This is a genomic window from Rhodococcus sp. DMU1 (genome assembly GCF_012272955.1).
Taxonomy (GTDB): Bacteria; Actinomycetota; Actinomycetes; order Mycobacteriales; family Mycobacteriaceae; genus Rhodococcus; species Rhodococcus aetherivorans.
In genome coordinates this window covers 4,223,666-4,244,266 of record NZ_CP050952.1, presented here as the reverse complement: position 1 = coordinate 4,244,266, position 20,601 = coordinate 4,223,666, and the positions used below count along the sequence as shown (strand labels likewise).

Below are 20,601 nucleotides of genomic sequence, written 5' to 3'. Positions count from 1 at the left end.
ACTGCTGCATACTGCAAGCAACAACAGTCCAGGAGGACCCTCAAGTGGCGAAGGCGAAGTTCGAGCGGACCAAGCCGCACGTGAACATCGGCACCATCGGTCACGTCGACCACGGCAAGACCACTCTGACGGCGGCGATCACCAAGGTGCTGGCCGACAAGTACCCCGAGCTGAACCAGAGCTTCGCGTTCGACCAGATCGACAAGGCTCCGGAGGAGAAGGCTCGTGGTATCACGATCAACATCTCCCACGTCGAGTACCAGACCGAGAAGCGCCACTACGCGCACGTCGACGCTCCGGGTCACGCCGACTACATCAAGAACATGATCACCGGTGCGGCTCAGATGGACGGTGCGATCCTGGTCGTGGCCGCCACCGACGGCCCGATGCCGCAGACGCGTGAGCACGTGCTGCTCGCCCGTCAGGTCGGCGTGCCCTACATCCTCGTCGCGCTCAACAAGTCCGACATGGTCGACGACGAGGAAATCCTCGAGCTCGTCGAGATGGAGGTCCGTGAGCTCCTCGCTGCGCAGGACTTCGACGAGGAGGCTCCTGTCGTCAAGGTTTCGGCCCTGAAGGCACTCGAGGGTGACCCGAAGTGGACCGAGAGCATCCTCGAGCTCATGAGCGCCGTCGACGAGTCGATCCCGGACCCGGTCCGTGAGACCGAGAAGCCGTTCCTCATGCCCGTCGAGGACGTCTTCACCATCACCGGTCGTGGCACGGTCGTCACCGGCCGCATCGAGCGCGGTGTCATCAACGTGAACGAGGAAGTCGAGATCGTCGGTATCAAGCCGACCTCGACCAAGACCACGGTCACGGGCATCGAGATGTTCCGCAAGCTGCTCGACCAGGGCCAGGCCGGCGACAACGTCGGTCTGCTGGTCCGCGGCATCAAGCGCGAGGACGTCGAGCGTGGCCAGGTCGTCGTGAAGCCGGGCACCACCACCCCGCACACGGAGTTCGAGGGCCAGGCCTACATCCTCAACAAGGAGGAGGGTGGCCGCCACACCCCGTTCTTCAACAACTACCGTCCGCAGTTCTACTTCCGTACCACGGACGTGACGGGCGTTGTGACCCTCCCCGAGGGCACCGAGATGGTCATGCCGGGCGACAACACCGAGATGTCCGTCAAGCTGATCCAGCCGGTCGCCATGGACGAGGGCCTGCGCTTCGCGATCCGCGAGGGTGGCCGCACCGTCGGCGCCGGTCGCGTCACGAAGATCATCAAGTGAGCTAGTTCTCGCTGACGTCGAACGGCGTCCACCCTTCGGGGTGGGCGCCGTTCGGCGTTTCCGTCCCCGGGGAACGAGCGAATGTATCGTTCATCTCCGTACGCCGACGAAATGCCACGTTCGCTCGGCGGCCTACCCCTGTCCGCCGGATTCGGGGTGGGCCGGATCCAGGTGCAGCAGTACCTGCGTCGCCACGCGGGCCCCGCCCAGCGCCCGGGCGGCCCGCTCGGCGGTCTCCTCGGCGCGGGCGGTGAAGTCGGCGACGTCGATGTTCGGGTCCGCGTACACCGTGACCGACAGGGTCGGCAGATGGCGTTCCACCACGGCCCGGCTGCGCGTGGCCCGCACACCGGGCAGGGCCGCGAGCTCACCGGCGACGCCGTCGGCCACCGGTCCGAGCTCCACGGCCAGGGTGGCCTCGGTGACCTCGTCGTAGAGCTGCACCCGCGACGTCCGGCGCCGGGAGAAGTTGACCGCCAGGAGCACGATCCCGATCGTCACCCCCACCGCGACGGCGGTCCACAACGCGCCCTCCCACCAGGACTGGTCCGGGATGTCGATGATGCGCGGCCGGTCCAGGCGGGCCAGCCATTCCCGGGCGAAGCGCACCTGCCACACCCAGGCCAGTGCGAAGGCCCCGGCGCCGAGGAGCGCGGCGCCCACGGCGAACGTGAGCATCCGGTTGACCAGGACGGTGCGCAGCTTCATCGCGCCGTCCTCGGCCGGTGCACCTGCACCACGAGAGCGATCGGCTCCGCGAGCAGAGCCAGATTCGGCGCCACCGCACCCCGGACCGCGGCGACCAGATCGGCGGTCGACTCCTCACCCGAGCCCACGACGCTGACGAGCGCGCGACGGCGATCGACGACGGTGCGGGCCGCGTACACACCGGGCAGCGTGGACGCGTGAGCGCTGCACATCCGGGCCAGGTCGGTCCGGCGCATCCACACCGTCGGGACCGGACCGGACACCTGCAGGGGCACGTGGGTGCGGCGCCGCGGCTTGACCGCCACCACGACGAGCACGACCCCCAGCAGCACGAGGACCGCAGCGACGGGTGCGATCCAGCTCTGCCAGTGCAGCCGGCCGAACCACTCGAAGGAGTTCCGCAGCCACGGCGCGCCCGCGTAGGTGCCGCGGACGATGAGCAGTTCCCGGGCGGCGGCGAACGCGAGCGCCAGAGCGCCCACGGCGATGAGCGCGGCCGCCGGGGCCGCGGCCGGGTGGGCCAGGGGCGGCAGCGGCGAAACGACCGGTACGGGGGCCCGGTACTCCGTCCGGGCGACGATGTCGGCCTCGGTGTACTCGACCGGCACCGCCGGCTCGCTGCGCTCGGCCGGCCCGGCGACGGACGTGGCCGCGACGAGCACGTTGAGTTCGTGCACCGGCAGGCCGGTCAGCTCGTGGAGCTGCCGGTCCACCGCGTCGTGCACACGCCGGGTCAGGGCGGCGGCGTCGTAGGGCCATTCCGCGGCGATGTACAGGTTGATCGCGACGGCGCCGCCGCCGGTGGTGACGTCGGCGCGGGGCAGGTCCCGCCCGGTGAACAGGCTCAGGCCACCGCGTTGACGAACCACACCGGGCACCTGGAGGGCGGCGGCCGCGGCGATCCGTTCGACGGCGCGGTCCTTGATGACCAGTTGGCCGCGGTGCCCGACGGGGTCGACCGTCTCGGTGGCGACCGCGTCGGCGCCGGCCTGGGCCGGCACGGTCCTCGGGCCGGTGGGCGTGGGGTCAGCCACGGCCCCGGCTCCGCAGCAGAGCGCCCAGGTCGAGAAGCCCGTCCCGGTGGGCGCCGATCGCCATGCCGAGGGCGCCGAGCAGGATGCCGAACAGCAGGCCGCTGAAGCCCCCGAGGATGCCCGCGAGGGCCAGCAGCAGTCCCGCGAGGAGTCCGACGGCGGTGTTGCTGACAGGGGTGTGGTTCACTGGGTCACCTCACTGGTCGGGTGCTCGCCGTCGGGTGACGGGATCCGTATGTCTTCGATGGTCACGTCCACGGGGACGCCCAGCAGCGGCTCGAGCCGGGCGCGGACGGCGGCCGCCACGGCGTACAGGTCGGCCGGGTACTCGACGACGATGTGCACCGCGCACGTGTCGGAGCCGAGGCGGATTCCGGTGACGCGCCGGCCCGGCAGATAGGTCGCGACCTCGCCGAACGCTCCGCCGTGGAGGTCGGCGACGCCGGGCACGGTCCGGGCGGCGGCCGCGGCGAGTTCTGCGGGCTCGGCGGGGGTGGTCATTGGACGCGGGGTTTCAGGTCGTCGGCGACACCGGTGGTCTCGTCGAACAGCACGACGTCGAAGACGGTGATGTTGACCTCGGTGACCTCGAGGCCGGTCATCCGTTCGACGGCCGCGATCACGTTGTGGCGGATCGCGACGGCGAGTTCGTGCAGGGCCACGCCGTATTCGGCGACGATGCCGATGTCGATCGCGGCCTGTTTCTCCCCGACCTCCACCGCGACGCCCTGCCCGTGGTTGATCCGCGCGCCGGGAATGCGGTCCCGCAGGGCCCCGACCACGCGTGCGGTGCCCGCGCCGACGTCGTAGACGCCGCTGATCTCGCGGGTCGCGATTCCGGCGATCTTCGCCACGACCGCGTCGGCGATGATGGTGCGCCCCTGGGTGTCGACCGGTCCCGGCGCGATTCCGTTGCCGAACTGCACGCGGCTGACGCCTGCGCCGCTGTCGCTGGTCATGGGGGCTCCTCGTCGGCCTGCCGGATGAAGGTCTGTCCCCTCCGACTGTAGTAACTCCAGGCCGCCCTGGGTGCGGGGCACGCGGCTCGCATGAACGGCGCCCTGTCCGGATGTCCCTGTATTTGGTAAAACAGTTGCACGGATTACGGTGGCGTGGGTCACTGCTGGCGGAGAGGATGGAGCGGGTGGGTGAGACGGGAACACAGCGGATCGTCGTGGTCGGGGCGGGGCTGGCGGGGGTGCGTGCCGCCGAGGAACTGCGTCACGGTGGATTCGACGGCGAGCTCGTCCTGATCGGCGACGAGCCGCATCTGCCCTACGACCGGCCTCCGCTGTCGAAGGACGTCGTCCGTGGCGGGACCGACGACACCACCCTGCGGCCGCAGGAGTTCTTCGACGACCAGCGCATCGAGCTGCGCCTGGGTGTGCGGGTGCAGGCGCTGGACGCGGCGGCCCGCACCGTCGCGCTGTCCGACGGTGCGGTCCTCGGGTTCGACGAGTTGATCGTCGCGACCGGGTTGCGGCCGAGGCGGCTACCCGGCACGGCCGGGCTCGCGGGGGTGCACGTGCTGCGCTCCGTGGACGACAGCCGGGCCCTGCGCGCGGCGGTCGTCCCGGGCGGGCGGGCGCTGATCGTCGGCGCCGGGTTCATCGGCTGCGAGGTCGCGGCGAGCCTGCGGGCGCGGGGCATGGACGTGGTGCTGGTCGAGCCGCAGCCGACGCCGCTGGCGTCGGTGCTCGGCGAGCGGGTCGGCGCGCTGGTGGCCCGGTTGCACACCGACGAAGGTGTCGACGTGCGGGCCGGCGTGGGGGTGCGCGCCCTGCGCGGCGACGGGCGGGTCACCGGCGCGGTCCTGAGCGACGGCACCGACCTCGACGTGGACCTGGTGGTGGTGGGGATCGGCTCGGTGCCGGTCACCGACTGGCTCGACGGTTCGGGGGTGCGGGTGGACAACGGTGTGGTGTGCGACGGCGTGGGCCGCACCTCGGCCCCGCACGTGTGGGCGGTCGGGGACGTCGCGGCCTGGGAGGTCTCGGACGGTCGGTGCGCGCGTCTCGAGCACTGGACGAACGCGGGGGAGCAGGCGAAGGTGCTCGCCGGTGCGCTGCTCGGGTCCACCGTCGCCGACGCTGCGCGGGTGCCGTACTTCTGGAGCGACCAGTACGACGTGAAGATCCAGGCCCTCGGTGCGGTCCGCGCCGACGACACCGTGCACGTGGTGCGTGACGACGGCCGCAAGTTCCTCGCCTACTACGAGCGCGACGGTCGTCTCACCGGTGTGGTCGGCGCGGGACTGGCCGGGCCGGTGATGAAAATGCGAGGCAAGATCGCCGAGGGCGCGCCGATCACGGAGATCCTCGCGCCCACGTCCTAGCCGCCGGGACGGCGAGCGCTAGATTCGTGTGGTGATCGTTGCGCTCATCGACTCGGGTCTCGGCCTCCTGCCGACGTCTGCATGGCTGCGCCGATTGCGTCCCGAACTGGATCTGATGCTCTCGATGGACCCGGACGGCGCCCCGTGGGGACCGAAGCCCGGGGACTGGGTGATCGAGCGGGTCGTGAGCACCGCGGAGCGGGCCGTGACCCGGGGCGCCGAGGTGGTCGTGCTGCCGTGTAACACGGCGTCCGTGACCGCGCTCGAGCACGTGCGCGAGACGCTCGGTGACGAGATCCCGGTGATCGGAACGGTGCCGGCGATTAAGCCGGCCGCCGCGGCGTGCGAATCGGTGGCGATCTGGGCCACCGCCGCGACCACCGCCAGCCGCTACCAGGCCGATCTGGTCGCCCGGTTCGCCGGGGACCGCGACGTGGTGGGGGTGGCCTGCCACGGGCTCGCCGATGCCATCGACCGCGGCGACACGACCGCCGCGGCCGCGGCGATCGCGGCCGCGGCGCAGCGGACCCCGCCCGACGTGGGTGGCGTCGTCCTCGGCTGTACCCACTACCCGCTGGTGGCCGACATCATCGCCGCGCACCTGCCGCCCGGTGTGCGCCTGTTCGACAGCGCCGAGGCGGTGGCGGCCCAGACCCTGCGCCGCATCGACGCCCTCGGCCGGCCGTGGGCGGGCAGCGGGCGGGTCGAGGTGTTCCTCAGCGGGAGGCCGGGCGAGCTGCCCCCCGGCGCCCTCAGCTTCCCGGCGGGCCGGCAGCTCGTCGACGGCATCGGCGACCCGACCGCCGGTCTGCCCGGCGACGAGGCTCCCCGCGCCGAGACGCGCTGATCCGCCGCCCTGCTCAGCCCATCCCGGTCATGCCCGCGGCGACGAGCCGCGCGATGCCGCCGAGTTCGTCGGGGGAAGGCCCGTCGAGGCCGAACAGCCGGTCGACCGTGGCGGCGGAGAACATCGCCGACACCCACGTCGTCGCGCAGGTGCGCAGGGTGCCCGGCTGTATCGGGCCGGGCACGCTGGCCTGCAGCACCCGCATGGTGGCCTCCTGCAGGGACGTCCGCAGCCGGCGCAGCGGGGTGCGCAGGCCCGGATGCGTCTCCGCCTCACGCCAGATCACCCGGAGCAGCGAGGAGTGGTGGGTGCGCAGGTCGAGGGCGGCGTCGAGGTTGACGAGGCTGGCCGCCGGGTCGCCGGGGGAGACGAGGCCGGTGACGTCCTGGATCGGTTCGGCCGGTAGCCGCTCGGCGACGAGCGTCTCGAGGATCGACTCCTTGGTGGGGAAGTAGTAGAAGATCAGTCCCTTGGGCACGTCCGCGGCGACGGCGATCGCGGTCGTCGAGGTGGCGTCGAAGCCGTGGGCGGCGAAGAGGGTCTCGGCGGCGTCGAGGATGTGGACACGCGCGGCGTTGTCCCGCCGCGCGCGACGGCGCGGCGGTGTCGAGCCCGGGGTGCTCATGGCGCTCACTTCCGGGTGCACCGGCAAGGGTGCGAAGGCGCCGGGTTGCGGGACGGAGGACGGTGTGGACGGAGGACGAGGGCCTCGGCTCCCGCCCTCCTCGTGCGGAAGGCCGCTGTCGCGGCCTTCCGCACCGTGATCAGTGGTGCGTGGCCAGTCCGCCGTGTCCGTGCATCCGGGCGTTCATCGCGGGCAGTGCCGCCACCGCGACGACCACGGTGAGCACGCCCACCACCCAGGCCGTCCAGGATGCACCGCTGTACTCGGTGAAGCCCATGACCCAGGGGGAGAGGAACAGCAGCACGCCGAAGACGCCCATCGCGTAGTCGATCGCGGCCATGGTGGGCCGGACGATCTGCGCCAGTCCGGTCAGCGCGATCAGCACGCCGAGGACGATCAGGGTCCACATCGTCGTGTTGTCGTTGGCGACCCACAGCGGGGAGAGGGCGGTGAAGACGCCCAGGATCACGGCCACGTAGTCCTGTAGCCGGCTGTCGGAGAACATGTCGAGCCTCCTAGTGCGGATTGTGTCCTGACTTCGGTATAGACCTGATCGACCGGTCGGTCAATGGTGTGGGCGATTGCACTGCGGTAACGCTCCGGTGCAGTTGGGAGGGGTTTTTTACGGATCGGTGACAGAGGCGGGAATGATCTCCGCGGCGCGGGTGTTCCAGTAGATCGTTGCCTTGGCCAACGAACTGTCGGCCTTCCCGCACGAGTTCTCAGGAGGTCCGATGCCGGAGCCGACGCCGGGCCGCACCCTGCCACGCCGTTACGGTTTCGCGGCGGTGGGCACGGCCAGCTTTCTGCTCACCGCGTCCTCGTCCGCCCCCTCCCCGCTCTATCCGCTGTACCAGCAGCAGTGGGGTTTCTCCGCGGGAATGCTGACCGCCGTCTTCGCCGTCTACGCGCTCGCCCTGCTCGCCACGCTGCTGACGATCGGCTCGATCTCCGATCACGTCGGCCGCCGGCCGGTCCTGATCGGGGCGCTGCTGCTGCTCGTGGTGAGCATGGGCCTGTTCGTCCTCGCCGACGACGTGGGCTGGCTCGTGCTGGCCCGCGTGCTGCAGGGTCTCGCGGTCGGCGCGGCGACCGGCGCCGTCAGCGCCGCCGTGATCGATCTGCAACCGAACCCGCGCCTCGGATCCTTCGTCAACAGCGTGGCGCCGTCGCTCGGGCTCGCCCTCGGCGCCGCGGGGGCCGGCCTGCTCGTGCAGTTCGCGCCCCTTCCCACCGTCCTCGTCTATGCCCTCGTCGTCGTGATCGCGCTGGCGCTGGCCGTCGTGCTCGTCTTCGTTCCCGATCGGGCACCCGCGCCGGGCTTCGCGTCCCGCCGGGCCGCGCTGCGCAGCCTGCTGCCGAGCGCGTCGGTGCCGGCGGACGTGCGGGGCCCGTACCTGGTGATCCTGCCCGGTCTGCTGTCGGCGTGGTCGCTCGGCGGCCTCTACATGTCCCTCGGCCCGTCGATCGTGGGCACGGTCTTCGGTATCGGCAACCGCCTCGTCGCGGGGCTGGCGATCTTCACGCTCTTCGCCTCCGGTTCGGTTGCCGCGACGGTGCTGCGCGGCTCCGACCCGCGGCGCGTCGTCGTCGCGGGGACCGCGATCCTCGCCACCGGCGTCGGCGTCGTCGTGACCGCCGTGCTCGGTGGCTGGGCCGTGGCGTACTTCGCCGGTACCGCCGTCGCGGGCTTCGGCTGGGGGGCGGCGTTCCTGGGCGCGATGAACGTCATCGGCGCCCTGGCGGCGCCGCACGAGCGCGGGCGCCTGTTCGCCACCACGTTCGTCGTCTGCTACCTCGCGTTCTCCGTGCCCGCGGTGCTCGCGGGCCTGGCGACGGGCGCGTTCGGGCTGGCCGCGACGACGCTGGGCTACGGCTGTGCCGTGATCGTGCTCGCCCTCGGGGCCGGGGCGGGCGTGGCGCTGCGCGGCCCGCGGCAGCCGCTCGCACAACTCGCGGAGGCACCGGTTCTCGTCCGCTGAGGCGGGGATTGCCGGCGCGTACACGCAGGGGCCCTCCGTCCGGACGAGCCGGACGGAGGGCCCCTGCGCCGTCTCAGAAGACGATCTTGACCGTGTCCGTCACCGGGTGGGCCTGGCAGCCGAGCACGTAGCCGGCCTCGATGTCCTCGGGGTCGAGGATCTCGCAGTTGTCCATCTCGACCTTGCCCTCGAGGACGGTGCAGGCGCACGAGCCGCACTCGCCCTCCTGACAGGAGTAGGGCACGTCGATGCCCTTGGCGAGCATGATGTCGACCAGGGTCTGGGAGCGCGGCCACGGGATCGTGTGGGTCTCGCCGTCGAGCTCGACCTCCACGGTCGCGGCGTCGGCCGCCTCCTCGTCGCTCACCTCGACGGGGGTGTGGTCGGCGAACGGGTCTCCCGCGAGGGAGTTGAACACCTCCGCGTGCACCTGGGAGCGCGGCATGCCTGCGGCCTGCAGCGCCCGGTGCACGGCGTCCATGAACGGACCGGGTCCGCACATGAACGCCTCGTGGCTCGTGTACGGGGTCACCAGGGTGGCGAGCTGGTCGGCGGACGGCAGGCCCTGCACGGACTCGAGCCAGTGCACGACGGTGAGCCGGGTGGGGTACTTCTCCGCCAGCGCCCGCAGCTCGTCCGCGAAGATGATCGACGCCTCGTCGCGGTTGGCGTAGACCAGCACGACCGTGCCCGAGCCCTGGGTCAGTGCCGACTTGAGGATCGAGATGACGGGAGTGATCCCGCTGCCGGCGCCGAACAGCAGGAAGTCGTGGTCGAGGGACTTCGGGGTGAACACTCCCGACGGCGGCAGTACCTCGAGTCGGTCGCCGGCGGAGATCCGGTCGCACAGCCAGTTGGACCCGTAACCGTCGACGGTCCGCTTGACCGTGACCTTGGGGGCGTCGTCGGTGTACGGGGAGCTGGCCAGCGAGTAACAGCGGGCCACGGAGCCGGTCTGCTCGCTCGGGATGCGCAGGGTCAGGAACTGTCCGGGCTTGTACGCGAACTTGTCCTGGAACTCGGCCGGCACGTCGAAGACGATCGAGCGCGAGTCCGGCGTCTCCTCGATGACTGCGGAGACGGTCAGGATCGCGGATCGCGAGCCGTGCGGCACCTCGACTGTCGTCATGGCCAGGTCGGTCCTTCCGTGGAGCGGGCGAAGCAATCTAGAACGCGTTCTAGTTTCAGGGTATCAGCAAGACGACGCTACCGGGACGGGGTGCACCGGGGTCCGGTCGGCTCCCGATCAGCGGGAACCGCACCTGCCCGATCGGGTAGGTGCGCACGCTCGACCGGACGGCTTCGGTCCCGCGACCGGACGGTTCGGGCTCGAACCCCTTTCCGGGAGCGTGATCGGGCCCGAGAGTGGGGAAGGGAAGAGACGCCGGTCACACCGGCCGCCCCCTTCGAACCACCACTTCCGGCCGACACACCAGGAGAAACGCGATGGCCATCGAACTCAACCAGATCTGGGACTTTCCCATCAAGGAGTTCCACCCCTTCCCCCGGGCGCTGATGGGTGTCGGCGCCCACGACATCATCGGTGTCGAGGCGAAGAACCTGGGCTTCAAGCGCACCCTGCTGATGACGACCGGCCTGCGCGGCTCGGGCATCATCGAGGAGCTCATCGGCAAGATCGAGTACCAGGGTGTCGAGGTCGTCCTGTACGACAAGGTCGAGTCCAACCCCAAGGACTACAACGTCATGGAGGCCGCCGCCCTCTACCAGCAGGAGAAGTGCGACTCCATCATCTCCGTCGGCGGCGGCTCGAGCCACGACGCCGCGAAGGGCGCCCGCGTGGTCATCGCCCACGACGGCCGCAACATCAACGAGTTCGAGGGCTTCGCCAAGTCCACCAACAAGGAGAACCCGCCGCACATCGCCGTCTCCACCACGGCCGGCACCGGCTCGGAGACCTCCTGGGCGTACGTCATCACCGACACCTCGGACATGGAGCACCCGCACAAGTGGGTCGGCTTCGACGAGGCCACGATCGTCACCCTCGCGATCGACGACCCGCTGCTGTACTACACCTGCCCGCAGCACTTCACTGCCTACTGCGGCTTCGACGTCCTCGCCCACGGCTCCGAGCCGTTCGTCTCGCGGCTGGACTTCGCGCCGTCGCTCGGCAACGCCCTGTACTCGATCGAACTCGTCGCCAAGCACCTGCGCGAGGCCACCTTCGAGCCGCGCAACCTCAAGGCGCGCGAGGGCATGATGAACGCCCAGTACATCGCCGCGCAGGCCTTCAACTCGGGCGGCCTGGGCATCGTGCACTCCATCTCGCACGCCGTGTCCGCCTTCTTCGACAGCCACCACGGCCTCAACAACGCCATCGCCCTGCCGCGCGTGTGGGAGTACAACCTGCCCTCGCGCTACGAGCACTACGCCCGCATCGCCACCGCGATGGGCGTCGACACCCGCAACATGACCACCGTCCAGGCCGCGGACGCCGCGGTCGAGGCCGCCATCCGGCTCGCCAAGGACGTCGGGATCCCCGACAACTTCGGTCAGGTGCGCGTCGACTCGTACGAGAAGAACCGCATGAACACCGGCAAGTACGCCGGCCGCGGCGACGTCATCAAGGGCGACGAGAAGACCGTGCGGGCCATCTCCGAGCACATCCAGGGCGACTGGTGCACCCCGGGCAACCCGCGTGAGGTGACGGTCGAGTCGATGATCCCGGTCGTCGACCACTGCATCAACCGGTCCTACTGACCCACCTGCTCGACCGATCCCGTGCCCGGGGCGGGGCGACCCGCCCCGGGCACACCCACCTCCCTCGAGTGCCGACGACACAGGAGCACCGATGACCAGCTTCGCCAGCGGACCGGAACTCGCCGACGCGCTGCGCCGCCACGACTACATCGCCGACGACGAGTTCGCGGTCGTCGTCCACCTCGCCACCGCGCTCCAGCGGCCCCTGCTGCTCGAGGGCCCGGCCGGCGTCGGCAAGACCGAGCTGGCCAAGGCGCTCGCCGCCGCCGGCGGGCGCAGGCTGGTGCGGTTGCAGTGCTACGAGGGCCTCGACGACAGCCGCGCGCTGTACGAGTGGGACTACGCCAAGCAGCTGCTGCACGTGCAGATGCTGCGCGACCGCATCGGCGAGCAGCTCGCCGCGTACCCCGACGTCGCCGAGGCGTCCCGGTTCCTCGCCGCGCAGGACTTCGGCCTGTACTCCGAGAAGTTCCTCGCCGTGCGCCCCCTGCTCGAGGCGATCCTCTCCCCGGAACCGGTGGTGCTCCTCGTCGACGAGGTGGACCGCACCGAGGAGTCCATGGAGGCGCTGTTGCTCGAGGTCCTCGCCGAGGGGCAGGTCACCATTCCCGAGGTGGGCACCTTCACAGCCCGGTCCTCGCCGTGGGTGATCCTGACCTCCAACGACACCCGCGAACTCTCGCCCGCCCTCAAGCGCCGCTGCCTGCACTACCACGTCGGTTATCCCACCCCCGAACGTGAGCGCGAGATCGTCACCGCCCGGGCCCCCGAGGTCGACACGGTGACTGCCGCCGAGGTGGTGGACCTGGCCCGCACCCTCCGGGACCTGCCGTTGCGCAAGAGCCCGTCCATCTCGGAGGTGATCGACGCCGCGCGCGCCGCGACCGTCCTGCGGCGAGGCGGCGGCGACCACACCTCCCTCCGGCAGATCCGCGACATCCTGCTCGCGACGCTCCTCAAGTACACCGGCGACGCCGACCTGGTCCGCGCACGTCTCGACGGGAGTCCGGCCGAGGCCGCCCCGGCCCCGGCCGAACCGGCGGGGGAGCGGCCCGAGCGGGCCACCGTCGCGTCCCGGCCGGCCAACACGACCACCGCGGTGTTCCGGGGGCGCGGCGGTGGCGGCGGCCGCGGCGGCGTCGGCATCGGCGCGCGGCGGTGACGCGATGCCCGTGACGCCGCTGGCGACGATGCGCACCTCGTATCCCCTCGACGTGGTCGCCGCCGTGTTCGGGCGCCTGCTGCGCCGGCACGGGGTGTCGGCCTCGCCCGCCGAGACCATCGAGGTGCGCCGCGTGCTCGGCCTGGTCGGGGCCCGCGACCGCGACGTCCTGCGGGCCTGCCTGCGTGCGGTGTGCGCGAAGTACCCGCACGAGCAGCCCGGCTTCGACCGGGCCTTCGACGCGCTGTTCGCGGCGACGGATGCGGCCGGGGCCGCGGGCGAGAAGTCCACGCCCCGGGCGCAGTTCGCCGAGGCCCTGCCCACCGCGCTCGAACTCGACGACGATCCGGAGATCGCCCGCTACGCCGAATACAACGATCGTGCCGCGGAGGTCGGCGACCACTTCGACACCCCCGAGGCGGACAAGGGTTTCAATCCGCACAAGGACGACGACGATGTCTCCATGACGTCGTCGGACGCCGCCCTGTCCGTGGACACCGGAGCCGACTCGGGGCGGCGCGGGGTCACCTACACCGTCGACGTGGATCGGGCCGGCGCCGCCGCCGTCGGCGAGCTGGCCGCGAATCCCGGGGCCGCCGTGGTCGGCTCGCTGTCCTGGGACGATCCGGAATCCATCCTCGCGTGGCTCGACGCCTACGATCCGCGTCGTGCCTACGGCGACGACGAGGCCGACGAACCGCTCACCGCGGCGCAGCTGAACCGGCTCGTCGAGGCCGTCGAGGCGTTCGTCGCGGCACTGTCCCAGGCCGGACTCGGCGGCCCGCTGCCGGACGGCGAACCCGACGCCCCCGACACCGCCGGTGACGTCGCGTCCCGAGCCGAGATCGAGCTGGCGTGCCACGAGGTGCTGCGGCGGATGCGCGGACCGGCCCGGCCGGTGCCGCGCGAGTTCAGCCGCGGCCGCCTCGACATGCGCCGCACGGCCCGCGCCGGGATGCGCACCGACGGCGTACCGTTCCACCTGATCGTCCGCGCCCCGCGTCCGGACCGGGTCCGGCTGCTGATCCTGGCCGACGTGTCCCTGTCGGTGCGCCCGATCACCGCGTTCACGCTGCGCCTGGCCCAGGCCATGCACGGCCGGGCCCACCGCTGCCGGGTTTTGGCCTTCGTCGACCGGCCCGTCGACGTGACGCGGGAGCTGCTGGCGAGCACCGGTGACGGCGCCCTCGCCGCGGTCCTGGCGCACCCCGGCCTCGACCTCGAGGCGAGCAGCGACTACGGCCGGGTCCTCGACGAGCTGCTCACCGAGCACGCCGGGATCGTCGACTCGCGCACCAGCGTGCTCGTCGTCGGCGACGGCCGCTGCAACGGCCTGCCCTCCCGCGCCGACCGTCTCGCGGACCTGCGCCGTCGCGTTCACCGGCTCGCCTGGGTCACCCCGGAACCGCAGCGCTACTGGGCCCAGGCAACGTGCGCGATGCCCGAGTACGCGCCGGAATGCGATCGCGTCGTCGTCGCCCGGGACGCCGCCCAGTTGCTCTCCCGCGCGGCGGAGCTCGGGCACGCACTGCGTTGAGTGCGCGCCCCGTGCCGGCCGCCTCCGGCCCCGCTCCGGCGGGGGAACGGCCGATGGTTACCATGGACCGGTAAATACCCCCCGGGGTGTGTGTGCGCCGTCCGCCCACGCCACCGCCGGCGGACCGGCCGGCTTACGGGAGAGTGCTCCGGCACATCGGAATCCCGGGCACAGTTGAGGAAGACGACGATGCAGTTCGCGAAGAAGCACTATTCGATCCGTGAGGCCTACTGGATCTTCTACCGGGGCGTTCGATCGATGAAGCACCTGATCGGTGCCAGGAAGCGCGCCGAGCTGAGCCCCGAGTTCGTCGAACGGATCATGCTGGCGGTGACCGAGGTGAACGGCTGCGGCGCCTGCTCCTACGCCCACACGAAGATGGCCCTCGAGGCCGGAATGAGCAGCGCCGAGATCCGGAACATCCTGTCGGGGGTCCTCGACGACGTTCCCGACTCCGAGGTCGCCGCGGTCCTGTTCGCCCAGCACTATGCCGACACCCGGGGCAACCCCACGCCCGAGTCGTGGCACCGTCTCGTGGATGTCTACGGGAAGTCCGCCGCCGAGGGGATACTCGGGGCGGTGCGGGCGATCATGGTCGGCAACGCCCATGGAATCGCATGGACCGCGCTCCGCGGCCGGTTGAAGGGCAATCCGGATCCGCGCAGCAGCGTGGCGTACGAGGTCGTCATGTTGCTGATCGTCCTTGCGTTCCTGCCGATGTCCGTCGTGCACGCCTCGATCTCCGGCGTGCGCCGCGCGCCGATCGTGGAGTTCGCCAGGTAGGCCGGCGGGGGATCAGTGGTCGCGCTTCGTGAGCCGGACCCGGTCGGGGCGGAAGTGCTCGAGGGCCTCGTCGTAGTTCGCCCGTGCGAGCCGCTCCGACGTCCATCCCTGCGAGATCCACGGGTCCACGCCGAGCGGGTACCGGATCTCGACCCGGTGGGTGCCGCGGATCGCCAGGCGGCCCTCCGCGTCCTCCCGCGCCCTGACGTACGCGGCGAACTCACTGCCCAGCACCAGGGTGCGGTTGGGGCGTTCGATGACCGGATCCCCGACCCGCCGATCGGAGTGGAGCGCCCGGTACGCCGAGTCGAGCGCCGCGTTCTCGGTGTCGTGGACGTGCCATGTGACGCCGTCCACCTCGTGCCACCACACGATCCATCGGCCGTCGATGATGCTCTCCCAGGGTTGTTTCCGCCGGTGCGCAGCCCGTTTCCTGCGTATCCGGTCCACCCCTGCGACGTGCATCCTATATGTCCCGTTCCGGCGTGGTACGCGGTGGTGGCATTCACTTCGTATTCACCCCGCGGCCGGCGCCCGGAGGCTCCCGGGCACTCGGGCGTACCTACCCGATCGGGCAGGTACCGCACCTGCCGTTCGGCCCGGTGCCGCCCCGTCGTGGAGGGGCTAGGCTCGAAGCCACGTAAGCTGGATCACAGCAATCGGGATCGTCAGGAGTGCGTAGTGGCCGTCGCATCGGAGCACACCGCGACGACGCTGGCCAAGTTCCACGCCCCGGAAATCGTGTTCGGGATCGGTTCACTGGTCGAGGCGGCGCACGCGGCGGTGCGGCTCGGCGCGGTCCGGCCCCTGCTGGTCACCGACCCGGGCCTGATCGAGGCCGGCTGGGCCGACGAGCTTCGCGGCCACCTCGTCGAGCAGGGACTCACCCCGATCGTGTGGGGTGACCTCACCCCCAATCCCAAGGACCACGAGGTCACGGCCGGGCACGAGACCTACCGGGCCCACGGTTGCGACGTGCTCGTCGCGCTCGGCGGCGGCTCGGTGATCGACGCCGCCAAGGGCATCGCGGTGCTCGCCGCCAACGGCGGCAGCATCCTCGACTACGAGGGCGTGGACCGGGCGGCGGCCCCGATCCCGCCGATGGTGGTGGTGCCGTCGACCTCGGGCACGGGCGCCGATGTCTCCCAGTTCTGCGTCGTCACCGACACCGTCCGCGGCACCAAGATCACCATCATCGGTCGTTCGCTGGTCCCGGACCTGACCGTGATCGACCCACGGCTGCTCACGACCATGCCGGACGACCTGAACGCCGCCACCGGGCTGGACGCCCTGACCCACGGCGTGGAGGCCTTCGTCTCCCGCGCCCACAACCCGCTCACCGACCACCACGCCCTGCGTGCCGTCGGGCTCGTCACCGACACGCTGGTACGCACGATCGAGGACCCGCAGGAGATGGCGGCCCGGTCGATCATGGCGCAGGCCAGCCTCGAGGCCGGCCTGGCCTTCACCAACGCGATCCTCGGCGCCGCGCACGCGATGAGCCACCAGGTCGGGGGCCTGCTCGACCTGCCGCACGGCGTCATCAACGGGGTGCTGCTCCCGCACGTCATCCGGTTCAACGCCGCGTCCGATCCCGAGCCGTTCGTCGCGATCGCCGCCGCTCTCGGACTCGAGGAGCACCGCGGCCCGGCCGTCGAAGCGGCACTCGCCGTCGCGGACCGGGTCGAACGGCTCGCCCGGGAGGTCGGGGTGCCGCGGGGGCTGCGGGAACTCGGGGTGCAGGCGACCGACCTCGAACGCCTGGCCGCCGGCGCGCTGCGCGACGCGTGCATGTCCACCAACCCGCGCGAGGCCACCCACGAGCAGATGGTGGCGCTGTTCCGGGCGGCGCTGTGACCGGGGCGGGCGGTGCCCGGTGACCGCGCCCGACCTGTCCCGGCTGACCGGCCTGCGCTCCGGCAAGCCCACGTTCTATCCCCAGTACCGCGGGGCTGCCGAACGCCTCGAGCGGGTCGTGCATGCGCTCGAGCTGATCTCGCGTGCCCTGGTGCGCACCGTCGAGGGCCCCGAGACCCTGATCTGCGCCGTGGCGGAGGCGGCACGCGCCCACCTGAGCGCCCGATGGGTGGTCTTCGCCCTCACCGACGGCACCCTGCCCGACGCGGGGCCGCGCCGCCTGGTCCTCGGCCCCGACGCCACCCCGTTCCTCGTCGACAACGTCGAAGGTCCGCCCCTGCCGGACGACGTCGTGCGCTGCCTCGAGGACATCCGGTCGGGGTCGATCGGCCGGGACGCGGCCGTCGACACCCATCACGCGTTCGTGCCCATCGTCCTCGGCGGCGGAGTGGCCGGCGCGATCGCCGCGTGGACCCCGGAGCACCGCACGCTCGACGGCACCGATCACGCCGTGCTGTCGATCCTCGCCAGCCAGACCGCGGTGGCGCTGCAGAATTCCGCGCTCTATCAGCGGGGCCAGTTGTTGCTCGAGCGCGCGGAGCAGGCCTACCAGGAGGCGAACCGGGCGGCGGCGGACCTGCAGGCCCGTAACGCCGAACTCGAGGCCACGCTCCGGCAGTTGGAGCTGACCCAACGGCAGCTGGGCGCCGCCCACCGGCACCAGGCGCTCGACGAGGAACGCCACCGCATCGCGCGGGAGCTGCACGACAGCGTCACCCAGGCCGTGCTGTCCGCCGGCATGCAGATCGAGGTGTGCCGCAGCGACATTCCCGACACCGAGCGCGGCGAGCGCCTCGACCTGGCGAAGGAGCTCACGCGCCGCGCGGTCGAGCAGCTGCGGTCGGCGATCTACGCGCTCAACCACCCGTCCGACTCGGATCGCACGTCGCTGCCCGAGATGCTCGAGCAGCTCTGCGTCGCGCACACGCCGGGCGAACTCGACATCACGGTCCGGGTGGGCGGCACGCCGGTCGAACTGCCGGGCGAGGCCGAACACTCGCTGCTGCGCATTGCGGGGGAGGCGCTGTTCAACGCCGCGGTGCACGCCAACGCCCGGCGCGTGGTGCTGCGGCTGACCTACCGGCCCGACTCGGTGCTGTTGGCGGTCGCCGACGACGGCAACGGGGACCCGGCCCGGATGCGGCTGATGCTGCGCCTGGCCGCGGACAACGACTGGGACGGCCGGCATCGCGGTCTGGCCAACATGCAGGCCCGCGCACACGAGCTCGGCGGCACTCTCGAGGTGCGCCGCGCCCGCCTCGGCGGGGTACGGGTGGCGGTGCGCATCCCGGTGCCCGAACCGGCCGTCGATGCGGAGCGGGGCGCCGACGAGGCGACCGGAAACAACGGGAACAGTGCGGCGTCGGCACACGCGGCGCGGACAGGAGCACAGCGATGAACGTGGCAACCCCTCCCGGGACGGTGAACCGCACGGTCCGCATCGTTCTCGTCGACGACCACGCGATCCTGCGCCAGGGGCTGCGCTCGATTCTCGAACGGGAGCCGGACCTGGCGGTGGTGGGCGAGGCGTCGCACGAGGCCGAGGCGGTCGCGCTGGTGGACCGGGTCCGGCCCGACATCGTGCTGATGGACCTGAAGCTCTCGGCCGGCTCCGACTACGAGGGGCTGGCGTTGTGCGGGCAGCTGTCGGCGGCCCGCCCCGGCCTCGGGTTGCTGGTGCTCACCACGTTCCTCGATGAGCAGCTGGTCGTGCGGGCCGTGCACGCCGGGGCGCGCGGCTACGTCGTCAAGGACGTCGACACCACCGAACTCGTGCGCGCCATCCGCGCGGTGTCGCGCGGCGAGAGCGCCTTCGACTCGCGCAGTGCCGCGGCGGTGGTGCGGTCCCTCAACGGGCAGACCACGCCGCAGGAACAGCTCACCGATCGCGAGCTCGAGGTGCTGCGTCTGCTGGCCGCGGGCCTGTCGAACTCGAAGATCGGTGAGCGCCTTTTCATTTCGGGCACCACCGTGAAGTTCCACGTGAGCAACATCATGCGCAAGCTCGGGGTGAGCCGTCGCGCCGAGGCCGTGTACGCCGCCAGCAAGCGCGGGCTCATCTGACCGGTCCCTTCCGGGCGTGCCGGCGCACGGGCAGCGCGGGCGGGCGTGGACGCAGCGTGCGGTGCCCGGCCGGACGAGTCCGCGGCCTGCACCGGTGATCGGTGCAGGCCGCGGGTCGGGGCGAGTGGGGCGAGTGGTCAGCTGCTGCCGAAGATCGGCGGGGTGTTGGGAACGGTGACGACGGGCGAGGCCTCCTGGACGATGTAGGCAGTGACGGGCAGGGGTGCCAGGTGCTCTGCGATCCCGGGATAGTCGGAGACCCACATGGTTGCCAGGTCGTCCGTCGAGCACGAGGCGAGCACGACGTACGAGCCGTCGGGAATCTCGGTCACGGTCTGGGTGGTCACGCCCGGCTGCACCTGGCCCGAGGTACCCAGGGCCTGACCGTTCCGGATGACCTCGGCGACCGGTGGCAGTACCCCGCCGGGAGCCGGGGCGAGCCCGGTCATGCAGTCCAGGGGAGTGCCCGAGTTGTTGGTGATCGTGTTGGTCACGGTCGAGCCGCTGACGGTGAAGGCGAAGCTGACGTCGGTGGCGCTGGCCGCCGACGCGAGGGCGGGGGCTGCCAGGGCCGAGGGGACGGACGCCACCGCTATGAGCGCGGCGCGGGCAATCGGTCGCATCTGTGTCCTTTTTGTCGGATGTGCGGTGTCCGGGGTGATCCTGCCGCAAAAGCGACCGATCGGCTTGGTTTTCGCGGGTTCCGTCGTGGTTGACGGCAGACACGCCGGGTGCGGTGACTCGGTTCAGTCGAGGACTGCGGTGGCTTCGACCTCGACCAGGTGCTCGGGAGAGGACAGTGCTGCGACACCGATCAGCGTGCCCGGCGCTACGGGGGTGACGCCCAGCTTCGCGGCTGCCCGGGCGACGCCGTCGACGAACCCACTCATCTTGTCCGGAGTCCAGTCGACGACGTAGACGGTCAGCTTCGTCACGTCGGCGAAGGTGGCACCGACCGCGGCCAGGGCGGCTCCGACGTTGAGGTAGCTCTGCTCGACCTGGGTGGCGAGGTCGCCTGCGCCGATCGTGTTGCCGTCGGCGTCCCAGGCGACCTGCCCGGCGACGAAGACCAGCTTCGAGCCGGTGGCGACGGATACCTGGCGGTAGGCGTCGATCTTCGGCAGTTCGTTCGGGTTCACCAGGGTGATGGACATGCTGCCCACTTTCTCTCGGTCACTTGTGGTTACTCGGTAACCGTAGGAGAGTGTTCCCTGACGTGGAAGAACGCACTTTTCAGTGACTGGGGAACTCGATGGTGACCAAGCAGCTCAGCGGCCTGCCAGAAGATGCGGACTTGACGCGAGCAGACTCGCTGGCGCGGGAGATCTTCTCCGACGTCGCCAACAAGTGGGCGCTGTTGATCATCGAAACGATCGGTGACGGCACCCTGCGCTTCAGCGAGTTGCGCAAGGGCATCGACGGCATCAGCCACAAGATGCTCACCCAGAACCTGCGCATGATGGAGCGCAACGGCCTGGTCGAGCGGACGGTGTATCCCACGGTGCCGCCGCGGGTCGAGTACTGCCTCACCGAGCCGGGTAGGGCGCTCCGTGCGACGGTCGACGGAATGTGCGACTGGACGCAGCGATACCTCCGCGACATCGAAGAATCCCGCCGGCGCTTCGACGCCTGACCCGCCCGCGGGGGTGGCCCC

General features: G+C 71.1%; 23 protein-coding genes. 12 read left to right on the top strand and 11 right to left on the bottom strand.

Going from position 1 to position 20,601, the window contains the following annotated elements:
• Positions 1 to 44 precede the first annotated feature (44 nt).
• The gene (gene tuf, locus HFP48_RS19285) at positions 45 to 1,235 is read left to right on the top strand and encodes an elongation factor Tu (protein WP_006936215.1); all 1,191 of its coding nucleotides are present in this window, start codon (positions 45 to 47) and stop codon (positions 1,233 to 1,235) included.
• Positions 1,236 to 1,367: 132 nt separating this feature from the next.
• On the opposite strand, the gene HFP48_RS19280 is transcribed toward tuf, so the two are convergent.
• Genes HFP48_RS19280 through HFP48_RS19260 form a run of 5 tightly spaced genes read right to left on the bottom strand, consistent with a single transcriptional unit; the run spans position 1,368 to position 3,936 of the window.
• Positions 1,368 to 1,943, bottom strand: coding sequence for a hypothetical protein (locus HFP48_RS19280; RefSeq protein ID WP_050035582.1), 576 nt, complete (start codon positions 1,941 to 1,943; stop codon positions 1,368 to 1,370).
• Complete coding sequence (locus HFP48_RS19275; protein ID WP_168579885.1) at positions 1,940 to 2,977, bottom strand: DUF6286 domain-containing Asp23/Gls24 family envelope stress response protein; 1,038 nt, start codon at positions 2,975 to 2,977, stop codon at positions 1,940 to 1,942. Before HFP48_RS19275 ends, HFP48_RS19280 begins: the two co-directional genes overlap by 4 nt.
• Complete coding sequence (locus tag HFP48_RS19270) at positions 2,970 to 3,164, bottom strand: hypothetical protein (protein WP_003937668.1); 195 nt, start codon at positions 3,162 to 3,164, stop codon at positions 2,970 to 2,972. Before HFP48_RS19270 ends, HFP48_RS19275 begins: the two co-directional genes overlap by 8 nt.
• The gene (locus HFP48_RS19265; RefSeq protein WP_029545019.1) at positions 3,161 to 3,478 is read right to left on the bottom strand and encodes a hypothetical protein; all 318 of its coding nucleotides are present in this window, start codon (positions 3,476 to 3,478) and stop codon (positions 3,161 to 3,163) included. The genes HFP48_RS19270 and HFP48_RS19265 overlap by 4 nt, the downstream gene beginning before the upstream one ends.
• Entirely contained in the window at positions 3,475 to 3,936 is a 462-nt protein-coding gene (locus tag HFP48_RS19260; RefSeq protein WP_006936221.1) for an Asp23/Gls24 family envelope stress response protein, read from the bottom strand. Before HFP48_RS19260 ends, HFP48_RS19265 begins: the two co-directional genes overlap by 4 nt.
• Positions 3,937 to 4,112: 176 nt before the next feature.
• On the opposite strand from HFP48_RS19260, the gene HFP48_RS19255 reads away from it, so the two are divergent.
• A complete protein-coding gene (locus tag HFP48_RS19255; protein WP_210432766.1) occupies positions 4,113 to 5,312 on the top strand; it encodes an FAD-dependent oxidoreductase in 1,200 nt (399 codons plus the stop codon).
• 31 nt (positions 5,313 to 5,343) lie between these two features.
• Positions 5,344 to 6,159 carry an aspartate/glutamate racemase family protein gene (locus HFP48_RS19250; protein WP_168579883.1) on the top strand — a complete coding sequence of 272 codons (816 nt, stop codon included), beginning with the start codon at positions 5,344 to 5,346 and terminating at the stop codon, positions 6,157 to 6,159.
• 13 nt (positions 6,160 to 6,172) lie between these two features.
• Here HFP48_RS19250 and HFP48_RS19245 read toward each other — a convergent pair whose 3' ends face one another.
• Together HFP48_RS19245 and HFP48_RS19240 are read right to left on the bottom strand one after the other, a co-directional pair.
• On the bottom strand, positions 6,173 to 6,784 hold the full coding sequence (locus tag HFP48_RS19245; RefSeq protein WP_065922313.1) for a TetR/AcrR family transcriptional regulator: 612 nt from the start codon (positions 6,782 to 6,784) through the stop codon (positions 6,173 to 6,175).
• 139 nt (positions 6,785 to 6,923) lie between these two features.
• On the bottom strand, positions 6,924 to 7,289 hold the full coding sequence (locus HFP48_RS19240; RefSeq protein WP_065922314.1) for an SPW repeat protein: 366 nt from the start codon (positions 7,287 to 7,289) through the stop codon (positions 6,924 to 6,926).
• Positions 7,290 to 7,518: 229 nt separating this feature from the next.
• On the opposite strand from HFP48_RS19240, the gene HFP48_RS19235 reads away from it, so the two are divergent.
• The gene (locus HFP48_RS19235; RefSeq protein WP_168579882.1) at positions 7,519 to 8,766 is read left to right on the top strand and encodes an MFS transporter; all 1,248 of its coding nucleotides are present in this window, start codon (positions 7,519 to 7,521) and stop codon (positions 8,764 to 8,766) included.
• 73 nt (positions 8,767 to 8,839) lie between these two features.
• Here HFP48_RS19235 and HFP48_RS19230 read toward each other — a convergent pair whose 3' ends face one another.
• Positions 8,840 to 9,895, bottom strand: a complete 1,056-nt coding sequence (locus HFP48_RS19230) for a ferredoxin--NADP reductase (RefSeq protein WP_006932856.1) — start codon at positions 9,893 to 9,895, stop codon at positions 8,840 to 8,842.
• 317 nt (positions 9,896 to 10,212) lie between these two features.
• On the opposite strand from HFP48_RS19230, the gene mdo reads away from it, so the two are divergent.
• From mdo to HFP48_RS19210, 4 genes are all read left to right on the top strand, one after another.
• Complete coding sequence (mdo, locus tag HFP48_RS19225) at positions 10,213 to 11,484, top strand: NDMA-dependent methanol dehydrogenase (RefSeq protein WP_006932857.1); 1,272 nt, start codon at positions 10,213 to 10,215, stop codon at positions 11,482 to 11,484.
• Positions 11,485 to 11,575: 91 nt separating this feature from the next.
• Complete coding sequence (locus HFP48_RS19220) at positions 11,576 to 12,646, top strand: MoxR family ATPase (RefSeq protein WP_006932860.1); 1,071 nt, start codon at positions 11,576 to 11,578, stop codon at positions 12,644 to 12,646.
• A 4-nt stretch (positions 12,647 to 12,650) separates the two neighbouring features.
• Positions 12,651 to 14,183, top strand: a complete 1,533-nt coding sequence (locus tag HFP48_RS19215) for a VWA domain-containing protein (protein WP_029545007.1) — start codon at positions 12,651 to 12,653, stop codon at positions 14,181 to 14,183.
• 189 nt (positions 14,184 to 14,372) lie between these two features.
• Positions 14,373 to 14,966, top strand: a complete 594-nt coding sequence (locus HFP48_RS19210) for a carboxymuconolactone decarboxylase family protein (RefSeq protein ID WP_006932864.1) — start codon at positions 14,373 to 14,375, stop codon at positions 14,964 to 14,966.
• Between the two features lie 12 nt (positions 14,967 to 14,978).
• On the opposite strand, the gene HFP48_RS19205 is transcribed toward HFP48_RS19210, so the two are convergent.
• The gene (locus HFP48_RS19205; protein WP_246872440.1) at positions 14,979 to 15,323 is read right to left on the bottom strand and encodes a hypothetical protein; all 345 of its coding nucleotides are present in this window, start codon (positions 15,321 to 15,323) and stop codon (positions 14,979 to 14,981) included.
• A gap of 324 nt (positions 15,324 to 15,647) precedes the next feature.
• Between HFP48_RS19205 and HFP48_RS19200 the strand changes: the two genes are divergently transcribed.
• Genes HFP48_RS19200 through HFP48_RS19190 form a run of 3 tightly spaced genes read left to right on the top strand, consistent with a single transcriptional unit; the run spans position 15,648 to position 18,947 of the window.
• Positions 15,648 to 16,823, top strand: a complete 1,176-nt coding sequence (locus tag HFP48_RS19200) for an iron-containing alcohol dehydrogenase (RefSeq protein WP_006932868.1) — start codon at positions 15,648 to 15,650, stop codon at positions 16,821 to 16,823.
• A 19-nt stretch (positions 16,824 to 16,842) separates the two neighbouring features.
• A complete protein-coding gene (locus HFP48_RS19195; protein ID WP_006932869.1) occupies positions 16,843 to 18,282 on the top strand; it encodes a sensor histidine kinase in 1,440 nt (479 codons plus the stop codon).
• Positions 18,279 to 18,947, top strand: a complete 669-nt coding sequence (locus HFP48_RS19190) for a response regulator transcription factor (RefSeq protein ID WP_006932871.1) — start codon at positions 18,279 to 18,281, stop codon at positions 18,945 to 18,947. The genes HFP48_RS19195 and HFP48_RS19190 overlap by 4 nt, the downstream gene beginning before the upstream one ends.
• Before the next feature lie 137 nt (positions 18,948 to 19,084).
• Here the strand turns inward: HFP48_RS19190 and HFP48_RS19185 are convergent, their stop codons facing one another.
• Together HFP48_RS19185 and HFP48_RS19180 are read right to left on the bottom strand one after the other, a co-directional pair.
• Positions 19,085 to 19,570, bottom strand: coding sequence for a hypothetical protein (locus HFP48_RS19185; protein ID WP_029545003.1), 486 nt, complete (start codon positions 19,568 to 19,570; stop codon positions 19,085 to 19,087).
• Positions 19,571 to 19,693: 123 nt separating this feature from the next.
• Entirely contained in the window at positions 19,694 to 20,101 is a 408-nt protein-coding gene (locus tag HFP48_RS19180; protein WP_029545001.1) for a RidA family protein, read from the bottom strand.
• Between the two features lie 140 nt (positions 20,102 to 20,241).
• Between HFP48_RS19180 and HFP48_RS19175 the strand changes: the two genes are divergently transcribed.
• Positions 20,242 to 20,580, top strand: coding sequence for a helix-turn-helix domain-containing protein (locus tag HFP48_RS19175; protein WP_231385925.1), 339 nt, complete (start codon positions 20,242 to 20,244; stop codon positions 20,578 to 20,580).
• The last annotated feature ends 21 nt before the right edge of the window (positions 20,581 to 20,601 follow it).